The sequence below is a fragment of the Mesorhizobium sp. M0060 genome (genome assembly GCF_040323155.1).
Taxonomy (GTDB): domain Bacteria; phylum Pseudomonadota; class Alphaproteobacteria; order Rhizobiales; family Rhizobiaceae; genus Mesorhizobium.
Map to the genome: position 1 here is coordinate 77,672 of NZ_JAMYUP010000009.1, position 16,227 is coordinate 93,898.

The following is a 16,227-nucleotide window of genomic DNA, read 5'->3' on the forward strand; positions in this document are numbered from 1 at the left end:
TGGCAACGTCGCTGACGAATTCGGGAAAATTGAGGCGCTCTCAGAGATCGACAGAGAACCGTCGCCGGTAGTGCTCGACCACTTCGGGGTTGCGCAGATTGACCGGCAATCTGTTGGCCAGCACCAGCAAAGCTTCGCCCGCCGCGCCGACGCCCATGCGCATCATCGACTGCTCGGTGATCCCAGCCATATGCGGGGTGACGATGACGTTGTCGAAGCCGAAATAAGGATGGTCGGGCGGCAGCGGTTGTGTCGCAAAAACATCGAGCGCGGCGCCGCCGATGCGGCCCTTCTGCAAGGCCTCGATCAGGGCGTCGTCATCGATCACCAGCCCGCGCGAAACATTGATCAGCAGCGCATCCGGCTTCATTCGGTCAATACGCTCCCGGCTGATCAGCCCGCGCGTTTCCGGCGTCAGCGGGCAGCACAGAACGATGACGTCGCTCTGCTCGATCAGCGCGTCGATCGACAGGAAGCCGACCCTTTCCGGCGCCGGCCGCATGCTGCGCGTCGTCGCCACCACATTCAGATCGAAACCATGTGCCGCGATATGACCAACCGCCTGACCGATCGCGCCGAGGCCGACGATGCCGATTGTTTTGCCGGCAAGCTCACTGGCCACGACGGTATGTTCGCGGCCGGCCAGCCAGCCCTTCGCCCGCAGATCGCGGTCCAACACACGAAAGCGCCGAAGCAGCGCCAGTGCCGCGAACATCACATATTCGGCGACCGACCGCGCGTTCACTCCCGGCACGTTCGCCACCAGCACGCCGGCCGCATTGGCCGCTTCCATCGGCACCATGTCCAGCCCGGCGCCGTGGCGGATCGCGGCCCTGAGCTTCGTCGCGCCTTCGAAAAGCGCCGCCGGCAAGGGAGCGCGAACGATGATGACATCGGCGTCCCTTGCCTCGGCGGCCAGCGTGTGCGCGTCGAGAGCGGAAGCAACGACGAGTTCGCCGGCCCCTGTCAGCATGGAAGAGGCACGAGGGTGCAGTCTGTGTGTCGACAGGATCTTGGGCATTTCAGGCCTTTTCGAGCGCTGGGCTGTGCGGTTCCGCCTCACGCCCTTCGATCAGCCCCTTCCAGTAGCTTTCCGCGCCTTGCAGATGAGCGCTCATCAGCGCCTGGGCGAGATTGCCGTCGCGGCGCAGCAGCGCCTCATAGATCTGGATATGCTCGGCATGCGAGCGCACGCTGCGTTCGGGATCGTTGAAATAGATCGGCAGGCGCAGCTCGCCCATCATGTAGTAGACGCTGCAGACATTGTGGAAGACGCTGTTCTTGGTCGCGCGCACGATCTCGAGGTGGAACTCGCGGTCTTCCCTGGCAAGGCCTTCGCCGGCGGCGATACGCTCCTCAGAGGCCTTCAGAATCTCGCGCAGCCGCTCGAAATTCTCCTCGGTGGCGCGCGAACAGGCAAGTTCGGCGGCCTTGATCTCGTGGATCTTGCGCAACTCGACCGTCTCGTAGATCTGGACAGGATCGAGCGGCAGGCCGGCGCGGGCGAACAGCGCCATCGCCTCGACGCTCGCCTGCTTTGTATCGATGTAGATGCCGGATTTCGCCCGTCGCTCGACGATGCGCATGGCCTCGAGAATGGCCAACGCCTCGCGGATCTGGCCGCGGCTGACGCTGAAATGCTCTGCCAGTTCGCGCTCCGACGGCGTGCGGCCCGTCTCCTTGTCCGAATGGGAGAACAGATAGGCGGCGAGTTCCGCGAGAAGGTTCTTTTCTTTCATTGTCAGCCGTGTTGCGCGTGCGCCTCCAGGAACCGCTCCGAAATGGTGAATCCCAGCCCGGGTCTATCAGGGATCGCTACCATACCGTCCTTTGCTTCGACAGTCTCTTCGATCAGATCGTGGATCATGGGGTTGGCGCCGAGCGAATATTCGACGGTGAAGCTCGCCGGCGATGCGGCGCAGATATGCAGCCCGGCAAAGAAACAGGGCGCACCGGCCCAAAGATGCGGTGCAAAGCGCAGATTGAAGGCGCTGGCGATGGTACCGATCTTCATCGCCTCGCTGATGCCGCCGCAAAAGGCCGGATCCGGCTGGAAGATATCGGCGGATCTGAGCACGGCGAGGTCGCGGAAGGCATAGCGTGTCGCCTCGCTTTCGCCGGTGGCGATCGGGATCGAGCCGCAGGCGCGCACCTCGGCCATGCCAGGTTTGTCGTCGGCAATCACCGGCTCCTCGAACCAGGCGAGATCGAGGTCGCCGGCAAGATGAATGAAGCGCTTGGCTTCGGCCACCGTGTAGGTGCCGTGCGCGTCGACCATCAGGTCGACATCGGGACCGAGCGCCTGTCTTGCGGCGCGGACGCGGGCCGCGGAGACGTGCGGGGCGCCGTCCATGGCGCCTACCCGCATCTTCAGCGCCTTGAAGCCGCCCTTGGCGATGTAGGACTGCAGCTGGTCGCCGATGTCTTCCGCAGTGGCCCAGCCGCCGGAAGCGTAGGCCGGCATGCGGTCCAGCTTGCGGCCGCCGAGCAGCCGCCAGACCGGAACGCCGAGCGATTTGCCAAGAATGTCCCACAATGCGATGTCGACGGCGCTGATAGCGGCGATGCTCATGCCGCGTCGTGCCAGTTGCGGCATGGCGTGGCCGGCGCGGGCGGCGCTGTCGTGGCGGACGCCATTGTAGAGCATCTCCCAGATGACGCCGATGTCGGCCGGGTCGAGGCCGACCAGCTGTGGGCCGACCTCGTGGTTCAGCAAATGGACGAGGGCGCCGTAGCTGCCGGCGCTGCCGGCGGCATTCTTGCCTTCGCCCCAGCCGACCAGCCCGTCGTCGGTTTCGATGCGCAGGATGGCGGCGTCGAACGTCGCCACCTGACCGAAGTCGCTGCGGTGCTGCTTCGCGGCCTCGATCGGTATGCGAATCCACCAGGCTTGGACCGTCTTGATGCGCATGTTCATCCTCGGCGCGGCCGCGGTGAGGCGGAAGGGCTCATTCCAAACGGCTCGGCTACTTGATCAGCGGCAGCAGCGTTTCCGCGTTGATGCGCATCTGGTCGGTGTAGAATTTCTCCGTGAGCACGCTGGAGCCGTGGTCCTGAATGAATTTCAGCTGCTCCGGCGATATGTCGACGGGGTTGCGTTCGACCATGTCGGGATAGGGGGCGGCCGGCGTGCGGTCGACAGGAGCGACGAATTCGTTGGTCAGCGCGCCGTCATAGCCGATCTCCTTCAGCGTGCCGACGATCTTCGGCCAGTCGATCTGCCCGAGGCCGGCGGCGAAGCGGTTGTTGTCGGCGACATGGAAGTCGTAGAGGCGCTCGCCGACCTGCCGGATCGCGTCGTAGACGTTAAATTCTTCCATGTGGATGTGGTAGGCGTCGAGGCAGACGCCGCAATCGGGGCTGACCGCATCGGCCAGCGCCAGCGCCTGGGCGCCGCGGTTGAACAGGTAGGTCTCGAAGCGGTTGAGCGGCTCGACCGCAATCTTGACGCCGACCTTCTTGGCGTGGGTGAAGCATTCCCGGGTGGCGTCTACCACCCATTTCCATTCCTCTTCCTCGGTGCCGTCCGGCACGACCTTGCCGACGGTGGCGGGAACCAGCGTGATGATCTCGCCGTCGAGCTCGCTGACCATAGTCAGCACGTCCTTGACGTATTGCACCGAGCGCTCGCGCTGGCCCTGGTCCTTGGCGGCGAGATTGCGCTCGCCCAGCATCAGCGTCACCGCTCCCCAGCAGCGGATGCCGTGCTCCTTCAATAGCGCGCGCGTTTCCTTGGGCTTGTACTGTTCGGGTTCGCCGGAAATCTCGATCGACTCATAGCCGAATTTCTTGATGCGTTTGAGCGTCGTTTCCAACGGCTCCGCCCGCATCCAATTGTGCGTCGAAAGATGCATGGTCTATCCTTCCCAGAATTCGCCTGTACCAGTTCGCCTGCAACGCGCTCTGCCGGAGCCCATCGCATGATTCCTCCCCAAGGCGTCCCAGCTTTTTTGCAAACTGGTTCGACCAATTGGGCCTGATGGGAGGTCTACAGCAATTTCATCTGGACGGCAAGAAGTGCTGCCATGACGCGCTGTTTCTCGTCTACACCATTGATTACGTTGGAATATGTGGCGCAACTCGGCATGGTTGCAAAGCTCCGGTGGCGCGTCAAATGGCTTGACCAGATTTCGACATTTGGTAATACCAGAATGGCGGTACGAAGCGCACAGTGCAAAGAGACCAAAGAGGCTGGCCCTGTTTTCAATCGGCGCTATGCTTGGTCGTGAAACATAGGGAGATGCCGATGCCGACGACGATGAAGGGCCCTGGTCTGTTCCTGGCGCAGTTTGCGGGCGATGCCGCGCCGTTCAATTCGCTGGGCTCGATCACCAAATGGGCAGCCGGGCTGGGCTACAAGGGCGTACAGATCCCGACCTGGGATGCACGACTGTTCGATCTCGAGAAGGCGGCGTCCTCCAAGGCCTATTGCGACGAGGTGAAGGGCGTCTGCGCCGACGCCGGCGTCGAGATCACCGAACTGTCGACGCATCTGCAGGGGCAGCTGGTGGCGGTGCATCCGGCCTATGACGCGCAGTTCGACGGCTTCGCGCCACCTGCGGTGCACAACAATCCGAAAGCCAGGCAGCAATGGGCGGTCGAGCAGATGAAGTTCGGCGCCAAGGCGTCGAACAATCTCGGGCTCAAGGCGTCGGTGTCGTTTTGTGGTGCCCTGGCTTTCCCTTATCTCTACCCGTGGCCGCAGCGGCCGGCGGGGTTGATCGAGGAAGCATTTGCCGAACTCGGCAAGCGCTGGAAGCCGATCCTCGACGTCTATGACGAGAACGGCGTCGATGTCGGCTACGAGATCCATCCGGGCGAGGACGTGTTCGACGGCGCGACTTTCGAGATGTTCCTCGATGCGGTCGGCGGCCACAAACGCTGCAACATCAACTACGACCCGTCGCACTTCCTGTTGCAGCAGCTCGATTATCTCGAATTCATCGACATCTACCACGAGCGGATCAAGGCATTCCACGTCAAGGACGCCGAGTTCAACCCGACCGGGCGGCAAGGCGTCTATTCCGGCTACCAGAGCTGGACCAACCGCGCCGGGCGCTTCCGCTCGCTCGGCGACGGGCAGGTGGATTTCGGCGGCATCTTCTCCAAGCTCACCCAATACAACTATGATTCATGGGCGGTGCTGGAATGGGAATGCTGCCTCAAGCACCCCGAGGATGGTGCTGCGGAAGGGGCCCCCTTCATCCAGCATCACATCATCAGGGTGACGGAAAAGGCATTCGACGATTTCGCCGGCGGCACGACCGACAAAAAGGTGCTGCGCGGCATGATGGGTATTTAGCGCTGCTTCCCTTCCCCTTGAGGGGAGGGTGGCCCGCAGGGCGGGGTGGGGTCGGTTCATGCCGAACTCTGCCTTTACGACCCCACCCCGACGCTACGCGTCGACCCGCCCCGCAAGGGGGAGGGTAACGAACAACGAGGGAGAAAATCATGGTTGGCGCATCGAAGGCGGAAACGGGGGGCGGTCCGATCCGCTACGGCATGGTCGGCGGCGGACAAGGCGCCTTCATCGGTGCGGTGCACCGCATCGCGGCGCGTATGGACAACGAGTTCGTGCTGGTTGCCGGTGCCCTGTCGTCGGATCCGGAGCGCGCCAAGGCCTCTGCGGCCGAGCTCGGGCTCGATCCGGCACGCAGCTACGGCTCCTATGCCGAGATGGCCAAGGCAGAGGCCAAGCGGCCGGACGGCATCGAGGTGGTGGCCATCGTCACGCCGAACAATGTGCACGTGCCGGCCGCCAAGGCTTTTCTCGAGGCCGGCATCCACGTCATCTGCGACAAGCCGCTGGCGACGACGCTGGCCGAGGCGAACAAGCTGGCGGCGCTGGTCGAAAAGACCGGCAAGGTGTTCGTGCTGACGCATAACTACACCGCCTATCCGATGGTACGGCAGGCACGCGAGATGGTGGCCAAGGGACAGCTCGGCGATATCCGCATCGTGCAGTCGGAATATCCGCAGGATTGGCTGACCGAAGACCTGGCCGCCACCGGCCAGAAGCAGGCGGCGTGGCGCTCAGACCCCAAGCAGGCCGGCGCCGGCGGTGCGCTGGGCGACATTGGCACGCATGCCTATAACCTCGCCCGTTTCGTCTCCGGGCTGGAGCTCGATTCACTGTCGGCCGATCTCGACGCCTTCGTGCCGGGGCGGCTGCTCGACGACAACATCAACGTGCTGCTGCGCTTCAAGCCGGTCGGCAAGTCGCACCCGGCCAAGGGCATGATCTGGGCAAGCCAGGTGGCGCCCGGCCACGAGAACGGGCTGAAATTGCGTATCTACGGATCGAAGGGCGGGCTTGAATGGGTGCAAGCCGACCCGAACTATCTCTGGTACACGCCGTTCGGCCAGCCAAAGCAATTGATCACCCGAAATGGCGCCGGCGCACTTCCCGTCGCCGGGCGCGTCAGCCGCGTTCCGCCAGGCCATCCGGAAGGCTATCTCGAAGGCTTCGCCAACATCTACCAGGAGGCCGCGCGGGCGATTCGTGCAGCACGTAGAGAGGGCGGCAAGCCGGCTAAGGATGTCGTCTTCCCGACCGTACAGGACGGCGTCGAAGGCATGGCCTTCATCGAGGCCTGCGTGAAGTCGTCCACGAAGAATGGGGCGTGGACGAAGCTCTGAAGGGATGGTGATATTCAGATGAGGCCGGCCTCATCTGAATCTCACCACTCCTCGGGTGATCGAGCGAATGATGGGAGAGGGGCGTCGATGAAAATCGGCATGTGCATGCTGTTGTGGACGACCAGTGTCTTGAAAAAACACGAGCCGCTGCTCAGGGACATCAAGGCGACCGGGTTCAACGGCGTCGAGATACCGGTCTTTGCCGGCACGCCGGACGACTACAAGAAGCTCGGTGAGCTGCTCGACCGCATCGGGCTGGAACGCACCGCGGTCTCGGCGATGGGCGATCCGGCGATGAACCTGATCTCGCCGGATGCCTCGACGCGCAAGGCCGGTATCGACTACATGAAATGGGCGATCGATTGCGCTCAAGCGCTTGGCGCGGACACCTTGAGCGGCCCGTTGCATTCGACGCTCGGGGCCTTCTCCGGCAGCGGGCCGACAGCGGCTGAGAAAAAGCGCTCGGTCGCCTCGCAACGTGCCATCGGCGACCATGCCGGCAACAAGAACATTACCATCGGACTGGAGGCGCTCAACCGTTTCGAATGCTATCTGCTCAACACGATGGACGACCTGTCGGAGCATATCGACGCGATCAACCGGCCGCACGTCAAGGCGATGTACGACACCTTCCATGCCAATATCGAAGAGGCCGATCCGATCGGCGCCTATACGCGCAATCGCAAAAACGTCGTCCATATCCACATTTCGGAGAACGATCGCGGCGTGCCGGGCCGCGGCCACGTCCCCTGGAAGGAGACGTTCTCCGCTATCCGCAAGAGCGGCTATGACGATTGGCTGACGATCGAGGCGTTCGGCCGTTCGCTGAAGGATTTGGCGGCAGCAACCAAGGTGTGGCGCGACTTTTCGGAAAGCCCGGAAGCTGTCTACCGCGACGGCTACAGGCATATCACGAGCGGCTGGAAGAAGGCGGCATAGCAACTGTTCCTTCGTCATCCTCGGGTCAAGCCCGAGGATGACGAAGGCGTGGAGACCTGCGGCCAATCGTGGTGATCACCCCTGGCCGGCCTGAATCCGGTTGTAGTCGTGGATCGTCCTGCTCAGCCGGCGGCGCAGGAAATTGGAAATGTTGTCGAAGATGAAAACGACGAGCAGGATCAGCAGCACCATGTAGAAGACATTGGCCCAGTTGGAGTTGGTGCGCATCGCCTCCCAGAGCTTCAGGCCGATACCGCCGGCACCGACAGCACCGATGATCGTCGCGCCCCTGGTGTTGGATTCCCACTGGTAGAGCGTTTGGCTGATGAAGACCGGGATCACTTCCGGCAGCACGCCATAGCGCTGCACCAGCAAGCCGTTGGCGCCGGTCGACTGGATGCCCTCGCGCGGCTTGTCGTCGATGTTCTCGAGACCTTCCGAATAGACTTTGCCGAGCGTGCCGATCTCGGTGAAGAAGATCGCGGCGCTGCCGGCCAGCGGGCCGGGGCCGAAGGCGCGGGTGAAGAACAGCGCCCAGATCAGCATGTCGACCGAACGCATGAAATCGAAAAAGCGCTTGAGCACCTGGCTAAGCAGGCCGCTCGGGGTGATGTTGCGGGCGGCGAAGAAGGCGAGCGGGAAGGCGACGATGCCGCCGAGCAGCGTGCCGAGAAATGCCATGACGATGGTCTGGAACAGCTTCGTCCAGACGTCGCCATGCTGCCATTGGGCATTGTACCAGATATTGTCGGCGGCCAGCGCAATGTTCGATGTGCCCGGCTTGAGCTCGGGTCCGGACATCAGCAACGAAACCACCTCGCCGGGCGACTTGCTGAAGAAGGGCGAGCGTGTGTCGAAGACGAAATTCGCCCAGCCGAGGAAGCGCTTGCGGACTTTGACGCGATCGACGGTTATGCGGACCTCGCCGGCAAAGCCCATCCTGGCAACGATTTCATCGTCGTGTGCGGTGATCCAGTCCGGCACGGGGCCGGATATCACCGGCTTGCCGCTGGTCAACGACACCGGTACCGTCTGGCCATTGGCGACCAGTATCGCCTCGGTCTTGTCGAAGGTGACCGATTTGGCCCGGCCGTCGATCAGGATGGTGTAGGAACCGTGGGCATTGGTGATGACCCAGTCGGGATGGGGATCTTCGCCAAGAGCCGAGAAACGCGGGTATTTGGGCGTGATCTGAGGCTGGTCGAGACGGAATTCCGGCTGCAGATCGTAGCTGATCCATTGCGTCAGGAAGAGCGGCAGGCGTTCCCAGTGCGATTCCCTCAGCACTTGCGGCAGGCTGAAGAACCACAAGGCGTAGACGAGGTAGAGCAGGATGCCGGCGAACAGAACCAGCGGGCCGAAGCGTTTGTGCACGGGCCGCCGGAACACTTGGGGAAAGCGCTCCTCGATCGACTGCATCTCATCGGCGGTCATCGCGGCCATGCTCAAGCGCGCATCATAAATGCCTGATCGCCGACGAGCTTGCGACGAAGCCAGGCGGAGAACTGGTCGACGAGGAAGATGGTGGTGAACAACAGCAGCACCAGTGCCAGTGTCTTGGCGCCGAAGCCGCGCGAGATCGAGAGCTTCAGCTCCTCGCCGATGCCGCCACCGCCGACCGCGCCGATGATGGTCGAGATGCGGACATTGATTTCGATCCTGAGCAGCGTGTAGGACATGAAATTGGGCAGCACTTGCGGCAAGCCGGCGAAACGTACGCGCTCGAACCAGTTGGCACCGACCGCGCGCAGGCCTTCTTCGGCGCGCATGTCGACGTTTTCGTTGATCTCGTAGAAGAGCTTGCCGAGGGCGCCGATCGAATGCAGGCCGATGGCGATGATGGCCGCGACCGGGCCGGTCGAGAGGATGGCTGCGAACAGGCCGGCAATGACGATCTCCGGGAAGGCGCGAAGCAGTTCCATGAAGCGCTTGACGACGAGCCTGAGCACCGGACTGGGCGTCAAATTGCGGGCCGCGATGAAGGAGAAGGGCACCGCAAAGATGAAGCCTATGAAAGTGGAAACCAGCGCCACATTAAGCGTGGTGAGCATCAGCTCGAAATATTCGGGCAGGTAAAAACCGCCCCAGAGATAGACGCGGCCAAGCGGGAAGTTGAACTCCTGGCTGCCCTTGTCGTGCGGCGATGCGATGTCGAACAGCGCGCGCCAGACGTCGTTGCAGTCCTTGGGAACAAGCCAACTAAGGAAATCCAGTATGTGCGGTAGCCGATCGAAGAAATGTCCGGCATTGGCCTCGTCGGCGAACCACATGGCTGTGCACATCGCGACAAGCAGCAAGCCGACGCCGAGCGCGGTGTAGAACCGGCGCAAGGACGTCTGGCGTTGCCAGGTGTCGGCCGTCCGCCGGGTCGTGTCTGAACGGATCGTGGCTGAGATGGTCATGATCGGGTATGCAAAAAGGGCGGCGCGGGTAACGCCGCCCTTTTCAATTGCATTCAGCCGCCGATCGCGGCTTTGCGGGCTTCGACGATGACGCTGTAGAAGTCCGGCTTCACCGGAACGTAGCCGGTGAAATCGCCGCCTTCGATGGCCTCGAAGCAAGGCTTGTCCTTGGCCGGCAGGCTGGTGAAGAAGTTGGCGAGCTTGGCGCTCATATCGCCGCCGAGCGCGGTGCGCACGACCAGCGGGCCGTTCGGGATCAGGCCGGAGCGCCAGACTTCGACGAAGTCGTTGGGGTCGACGGCGCCCTTGGCGATTTCCTTGTGGAAGGTGCCAGAAGTATAGCCGTTCTTGAAGTCGCCGATGCCCGAGGAATCGTCAACCGCAACATCGACCTTGCCGTCGCGGACGGCGAGAAGGTTGTTCTCGTGGCCGCCATTGAACTGCGTCGAGGCGAAGAAGGTTTCGTTCGAGGCGCCGGTGTCCTTCGGGATCTGGGTCAGCGGGATCAGATAGCCGGAGGTCGAATCCGGGTCGGCATAGCCAAGCTTCTTGCCCTTTGCCGACTTTATGTCGGTGATGCCGGACGACTTCAGCGCCAGGCCGATTGAATAATAGCCGGTCGCGCCGTCGGTCTGCTGGGTGGTGAGGATCGGGGTCACCGCGTTCGGATCCTTGAGATAGACGCTGGCATAGCCTGACGCGCCAAGCTCGGCGAAATCGAGCGTGCCGCCGAGCAGGCCCTGGATAACGCCGTCATAGTCGGCGGCCGGGAACAGCGAGACCTTTTCGAAGCCGAATTCGGACTTCAGGTGATCGGCGAGGCACTGAAAGTTGCGCAGCCGGTCTGCTTCATTTTCACCGCCAAGGATGCCGATGCGGAATTCCTTGATATCCTGGGCGTGAGCGGCACTTGCAGCGATGGCGAGCAATGAAACGGCGCCAAAAACCATCTTCCTAAACATTGGGTCTCTCTCCTTTGATCCGGCCTCGCGCCGGTTGCGATCGAATTTTGACGAGTGCCTTTGACGCGGGCGGGCGATCAGGCCGTTTTCATTGTTTGTCCATGATCTTTTCCGAAAACCGGTGTCCACTTTTTGCTACGCTGACCTTCGGTTCGGGATCATGGACTAGTATCCCGGAAATGCGGGCTCCAGCGGTCCGGCGGATGCAGCGATTTTCTGTTTGACGGCGACACTGGTCGAGGTGATGGCCTCGGAGATTTCGCCGCCATTGCTGTCGGCACCGTAGACCATGCGCACGGCCTCGCGGTTGAGATCTTCGGGCGGGCCGTCGAAGACGACCTTGCCGGCGGCCATGCCGATGATGCGGTTGCAATAGTTACGGGCCGTATCAAGGGTGTGTAGATTGGTGATCACCGTGATGCCTTCGCGCAAATTGATGTCCTGCAGCGAATCCATCACCACCTTGGCGTTGAGCGGGTCGAGCGAGGCGATTGGCTCGTCGGCGAGCAACACCTTCGGCCGTTGCATCATGGCACGCGCGATCGCAACGCGCTGCTGCTGACCGCCGGAAAGGGTGCCGGCAGGCTGCAGCGCGGTGCGGGCGATGTCGAGACGCTCGAGGGCTGCCACCGCCTCGGCGCATTCGTTGCGGGAGAACATGCCGAACAGGTTGGACAGGGTCGAGCGGTGGTTGAGCCGGCCGAGCAGCACATTGGTCAGCACGTCGAGGCGCGGCACCAGATTGAACTGCTGGAAGATCATGGCGCAGTCGCGCTGCCAGCGCCGGAGCGGCGAGCCGCGCAACCCGGAGACCTCGACGCCGTCGAACAGGATAGATCCCTGGCTGGGATCGATGAGGCGGTTGATCATGCGCAGAAGCGTCGATTTGCCGGCGCCCGAGCGGCCGATGATGCCGACCATCTGGCCTTGCGGAATGGAGATGTGAACATTGCTGACAGCAGTGTTCTTGCCGAACCGGCGGGTGACGCCGCGGATTTCGAGCGTAGCTGACATGGTGCAGGCTCCAGTCCAGTCGCAATTGAAGGTCTGTTAACCCTCGCTAGCGCAGCCACGTGAACCTGCGGTGTCTGATTGATGTCAGTTTTGTTACCGCCCACAGGTGTGCTGCAGGCGGCCCCGTTCGTCAGTCGGTTCCGAAGGGCATCAGCTTGCCGTTCCGCTCAGTAGGTGACTGTGACGACGACCGTATCGGTGTAGACACCGGCCGATGGCGTGGCTTGTGGCGGCACCCGACCATAAACGGTGAGGCTTTGAGGCGCGCCGGTTCCGGTGCCCGCCACTGTGCTACCAGGCGTCGACGCATCACCCCAGGGCTGAGTTCGATCGGTGTCCTTGTAGAGCCCGTAAGTCACGGTTTCCGCACCCTTCGACATCTTGCGCGCCGTCGGGGCCGAACCGGTTGTGCCGCCGCCCAGCGATACAGTGTAAGCAGCTGCCGGCGTGCAGGTTATCGAAACCTGACCGGCGGCATCGACATCTGCGGCGAGAACGCCCGTCGATCCGAAATCGACGTTGCTGGTCGATACGAGGCAATTCGCAGCGACCGTTGCATTTATGGTGAAAGTCGGAGCCGCCGCCAAGGTGCCGGTACCTGTATTGCAGTTGTTGGTGCTGCTGACGCGGTAACGAAATTCGACATTCGCACCAGAAAAGGTCGAGAGATAGGTCCCGGGTGGAGCCGTGCCCTGGCCACCAAATGCCGCGCCGTAGATTGTGGCGGTGCCCGTGGCCGTGCCCAAAAGACCCAGCGTCAACGTCAAGACCGGCGGGCGCGAAGCATAGGCCCAGGCATAAGATCCCCAGACGATGCTGCGCGCCGTATCCGAATAGAGCTGATAGTTGAGGCTGCTGGCTCCGCTCAGCATTTGTCGGGCCGCTGCCGTGGATGCGCCTCCGCTGCCGGCTGCAAGATGCGCACAAATAAGGATGCGCTGGGTGACCAAGCCCCCCGTGCAACTCATGTCTATCGTCGCGGTCGAGTTGGTCTGGCTGCTCGACAGAGTATCGACCGAGCCAAAATTCATGCCGGAAACGCCGAAACTGCAGCTCAAGGCCCAAGCGGCCGACGGGAACAGGACGACGATCAAGAGCATGACAAAGCGGAGCATCTTGTTTCCCATTGTCACCTTTCCCATTGTCACTGGCACGTCACGTCCTTGATCGCCACTTGCTGGCCGGGTGTGGGCAGGTAGAAAAATTCGGCCCGGCAGGAACTCCCATCGGAGCGAGCAATGACGAGTGCGTTTTCGGCACCCAGGTCGCGAATGTACGCCTGGCCGTCATAGCCGATGATGAAGTCTTCCGAACCACCCTCCATGCGGCCGCTCAGGCCGGCCTCGAGCGGTACCCCGCTGCTGTCGACCAAGGTGACGAGCGCCGCCTCCGGCGCTTCCGAAACACCGAATTTCACCACCACGCCGCTGCGATCGGCCGGCACCACGATTTCCCTGGTGGCCGGAATATCCGCGTCGACCGGCAGGTTCTTGGGATCGATCGAAATTGTGTTCGGCTCGTAGGAATTGAGGCCGGGGATCAGAATGCGGCCGCGACTGTCGGTCTTGCCGACCGGGCGATTCTGGAATTGCACGTCGACGTCGGGCGCGCCGACCTCGACGACCGCGAAAGCGTCGTCGATACGATTGGTGGCGAAAACGCCGCCACCTGCCACTGCGATTGCGCCATCCATCTGCGCGGTGGCTCTGAAATCCTTGTCATATTGTTGAACGTCGGCTTCGAAGCGAGCGAAGGGAGCCCTGTAGCTGACGGCAGCCGAACGGCTGGTTGTTTCTCCTTCCGACGTTCGCGCCCGCCAACCGATGCTGCCGTCCTCCAGACGCTCCGACCTGGCAACGTCGGCAACGACATTGAGGCCGTCGGGGCCGTTCTCCACGCCGGTCGAGGCGGTGATGTCGTCCCCGAATGAGATCGAGATCCCGGCAAACACGCCGAAGCTGTGATGGTCTTCGAGATCGGCAAAGGCCGTAGCGTAAAAGCTGCTTCGTTTGAATATTTGCTGACTATAGGAAAGGCCGACAATCTGGCTCTTCTCGCCTTCGGCGCTTTCGAGATGCGTATAGGAGAGATTGAGGCTCGAAAACTCAAGTGGTGCCGGAATGCTCAATGTTACTTGATCAATCGATCGCGGAACGTCCCCGCTGAAGATCGGGAAATCGCCGGGATCAGGAAAGGAAGGTTCGGCGGTCACCGAGGCGATATCCTGGTAGTCGCCGAAGGCGCGCTGAATCCGACCATAGATCGACCATCCCTCGGAACTCATCTCCAGCGACGCGTTCACCAGCGAGCCAGTGCGCCCGTCATGATTGCTGGCGGCAACGGCGAGTGAGGCAGCGCCGTAGTGTCCGAGCGGAAACGCGGCGCCCACCCCGCCATTGACCAACCCCTCGCCGCCCTCGGCATGGGCCTCGAGTGTCAGCCAGTTGGTGAGACCGTAACGCGCCGTGGCGATGCCAAACAGGCGCTCGTCATAGTCGGCGGATTCGATGCCGAAATTGCGCCGTGGAAGTCCAACTTCGGCGGAGAAATCGAGCAGCCCCTGTCCCAGCATCGAGCTGGAGGTGTAGAACGGAAGCGTGGCGGTGGTTTCACGACCGAGACTGTCTCGCAAGACAACCTGCGCTTCGCCGGCGCCTGCAAACACCGGCAGATTGGTAATCTGGAAGGGGCCGGCGGGAACCTCGCCGCTGTAGGTGCGGACGTTCTGGGTGTAGACTTCAAGCGTCGAAGGAACGGCTGCGGTTCCTCCGAAAGACGGCAGCGGCAGCGTGACCAGGTCGGATCGAAGCCGGAAGTTGCGCTGCGCCTGGACGCCGCCGAGGTAGACGGGCCGCGTCCATGACAGCCCGCCGGAAATGAAGTCACCTGCCCGATAGGTCATCAGGCGCTTCGGGTCCGAGTAGTTCCAGGTCGTGTTGAGCCGTACAAGTCCGCCAAACTCGCTGTCGGAATAGCCGGCGGTGAATGACTGGCTGAGCGTGCCGAAAGGGCTGAAAGCACGCGCGTCGAAGCCGCCGGAAATGCCCTGGAACAAGTCCAGATCATCGTCGAAGAAGCTGTTGGAGCTCGCAAAAAGCGAATAGTTCAGCACACCACCGTAGCCGGACTGCGGCTGAAGACGATCTTCCTTGTCGGTGCCGCGAATGTCGACGACGCGTGCGGCCCGACCCTCGTTGCTGGTCGTGACGTAAAGGCGCTGGGTTGCTTCGTCGATCCGAAAAGCGACCTCCGGCAGTCGGTCGAGCCTGACCAGGCCATCGTTGCCGATAGCGTCCTCCACGGGCTTCAAGCCGACTTGCTCCAGCTCGTCCGGAGTTGCCGCCAGGCCGCCGTCGGCAAATTCCGTAAAGGTGCCAATCAGTCCCGTCGAAACATCATTGATGAACACTTCGAGGTAAAGATCGCGGCGTCCCGCCGGGGGGAGAGCGGAGTCCACGACTTGCGGCTCAGCTTGCGAAACCTGAGCGACCGCCGGCAGGAGAGGGAAGATGATGCCCGCAACGACGACCGCGACCCTAGCGCCCCTTGATCGCCACTGGGGCATCGAATGGTCCACGATCACTTTGCCCTTTTAGCGTGATAGGGCTTCCAGCCAGCGATTTGCCGTTGCCGAGCGGCCATTGCATGGTCGCGCCGCCCAAAACATAACCGACAAGCCCGCTGCGACCACCCAGCTTCTTGCCGCCCTGAACCAAATTGAGATTGGACAGTCTCACGCGGCTTTCACCATTGTTGTGCGCTATCAGCATCAGCCTGCCTCCGGTCCGCGATACACTGAACGACACGTCAGATGCCTTTGCGTCGGGATTGCGAAAGAAGACAGGCACGGAATAGCGCAGCACCAGAGTGACAGTGCCGCCCTTCCTCCGCGACGGGTCAGGCAGTTCGTCCACCAGGACGCGGTAGCTTTCTTCCGTATCCACCGGCGCCTTGCTGACGCGAACGACACGAACGACGTAGTCGGCATTCGGTCCGATCCGCGTCGATGGCGGGCTGGCGACGACATCCGAGGTCGGCTCTAGTTGCTCCACGCCGCCTGCCTGGCGCCACCGAAAGACGCGGACCTGGACATTGATAGGCCGCTTGGCGTCATTGCGCAGGTTCAGAACCGCCGCGCTGTCGGGGGCGATCAATTCCAGATTGGTCGGGGCTACCCGCAAGGAAGCACCCTGAGAGTAGCCCGCGCACAGCAAGACGATCGCTGCGGCACTGACGTGTGTCAGCATGGATCGCATGCTAATTCCTTCGCG

General features: G+C 62.2%; 14 protein-coding genes. 3 read left to right on the forward strand and 11 right to left on the reverse strand.

Annotated elements, in window-relative coordinates; translation table 11 throughout:
• Nucleotides 1-40 precede the first annotated feature (40 nt).
• From NKJ94_RS11555 to NKJ94_RS11570, 4 genes are read right to left on the reverse strand one after another with little or no spacing between them, the layout of a single operon-like run.
• Complete coding sequence (locus tag NKJ94_RS11555; protein ID WP_352525089.1) at nucleotides 41-1,021, reverse strand: hydroxyacid dehydrogenase; 981 nt, start codon at nucleotides 1,019-1,021, stop codon at nucleotides 41-43.
• A gap of 1 nt (nucleotide 1,022) precedes the next feature.
• Complete coding sequence (locus NKJ94_RS11560; protein WP_352525090.1) at nucleotides 1,023-1,739, reverse strand: FadR/GntR family transcriptional regulator; 717 nt, start codon at nucleotides 1,737-1,739, stop codon at nucleotides 1,023-1,025.
• A gap of 2 nt (nucleotides 1,740-1,741) precedes the next feature.
• Nucleotides 1,742-2,911, reverse strand: coding sequence for a mandelate racemase/muconate lactonizing enzyme family protein (locus NKJ94_RS11565; protein ID WP_352525091.1), 1,170 nt, complete (start codon nucleotides 2,909-2,911; stop codon nucleotides 1,742-1,744).
• 55 nt (nucleotides 2,912-2,966) lie between these two features.
• A complete protein-coding gene (locus NKJ94_RS11570; RefSeq protein WP_352525093.1) occupies nucleotides 2,967-3,854 on the reverse strand; it encodes a sugar phosphate isomerase/epimerase family protein in 888 nt (295 codons plus the stop codon).
• A gap of 392 nt (nucleotides 3,855-4,246) precedes the next feature.
• Between NKJ94_RS11570 and NKJ94_RS11575 the strand changes: the two genes are divergently transcribed.
• The 3 genes from NKJ94_RS11575 (at nucleotide 4,247) to NKJ94_RS11585 (ending at nucleotide 7,578) form a co-directional block, all read left to right on the forward strand.
• Nucleotides 4,247-5,302 (forward strand): sugar phosphate isomerase/epimerase family protein, encoded by a 1,056-nt coding sequence (locus tag NKJ94_RS11575; protein ID WP_352525095.1) that lies wholly within the window; start codon nucleotides 4,247-4,249, stop codon nucleotides 5,300-5,302.
• 149 nt (nucleotides 5,303-5,451) lie between these two features.
• A complete protein-coding gene (locus tag NKJ94_RS11580) occupies nucleotides 5,452-6,639 on the forward strand; it encodes a Gfo/Idh/MocA family protein (protein WP_352525096.1) in 1,188 nt (395 codons plus the stop codon).
• An 87-nt stretch (nucleotides 6,640-6,726) separates the two neighbouring features.
• Complete coding sequence (locus NKJ94_RS11585; protein WP_352525097.1) at nucleotides 6,727-7,578, forward strand: sugar phosphate isomerase/epimerase family protein; 852 nt, start codon at nucleotides 6,727-6,729, stop codon at nucleotides 7,576-7,578.
• 75 nt (nucleotides 7,579-7,653) lie between these two features.
• Here the strand turns inward: NKJ94_RS11585 and phnE (NKJ94_RS11590) are convergent, their stop codons facing one another.
• The 7 genes from phnE (NKJ94_RS11590) to NKJ94_RS11620 form a co-directional block, all read right to left on the reverse strand.
• Entirely contained in the window at nucleotides 7,654-9,021 is a 1,368-nt protein-coding gene (gene phnE, locus NKJ94_RS11590) for a phosphonate ABC transporter, permease protein PhnE (protein ID WP_352525216.1), read from the reverse strand.
• A 2-nt stretch (nucleotides 9,022-9,023) separates the two neighbouring features.
• Nucleotides 9,024-9,980: a phosphonate ABC transporter, permease protein PhnE gene (phnE, locus tag NKJ94_RS11595; RefSeq protein ID WP_352525098.1), complete on the reverse strand. Its 957-nt coding sequence runs from the start codon at nucleotides 9,978-9,980 to the stop codon at nucleotides 9,024-9,026.
• A 53-nt stretch (nucleotides 9,981-10,033) separates the two neighbouring features.
• Nucleotides 10,034-10,942 carry a phosphonate ABC transporter substrate-binding protein gene (gene phnD, locus NKJ94_RS11600; protein ID WP_352525099.1) on the reverse strand — a complete coding sequence of 303 codons (909 nt, stop codon included), beginning with the start codon at nucleotides 10,940-10,942 and terminating at the stop codon, nucleotides 10,034-10,036.
• A 165-nt stretch (nucleotides 10,943-11,107) separates the two neighbouring features.
• A complete protein-coding gene (gene phnC / locus NKJ94_RS11605; protein ID WP_352525101.1) occupies nucleotides 11,108-11,956 on the reverse strand; it encodes a phosphonate ABC transporter ATP-binding protein in 849 nt (282 codons plus the stop codon).
• A gap of 167 nt (nucleotides 11,957-12,123) precedes the next feature.
• Complete coding sequence (locus tag NKJ94_RS11610; RefSeq protein WP_352525217.1) at nucleotides 12,124-13,071, reverse strand: Csu type fimbrial protein; 948 nt, start codon at nucleotides 13,069-13,071, stop codon at nucleotides 12,124-12,126.
• A gap of 29 nt (nucleotides 13,072-13,100) precedes the next feature.
• Complete coding sequence (locus NKJ94_RS11615; protein ID WP_352525102.1) at nucleotides 13,101-15,521, reverse strand: fimbria/pilus outer membrane usher protein; 2,421 nt, start codon at nucleotides 15,519-15,521, stop codon at nucleotides 13,101-13,103.
• A complete protein-coding gene (locus NKJ94_RS11620) occupies nucleotides 15,493-16,212 on the reverse strand; it encodes a fimbrial biogenesis chaperone (RefSeq protein ID WP_352525103.1) in 720 nt (239 codons plus the stop codon). The genes NKJ94_RS11615 and NKJ94_RS11620 overlap by 29 nt, the downstream gene beginning before the upstream one ends.
• Nucleotides 16,213-16,227 lie beyond the last annotated feature (15 nt).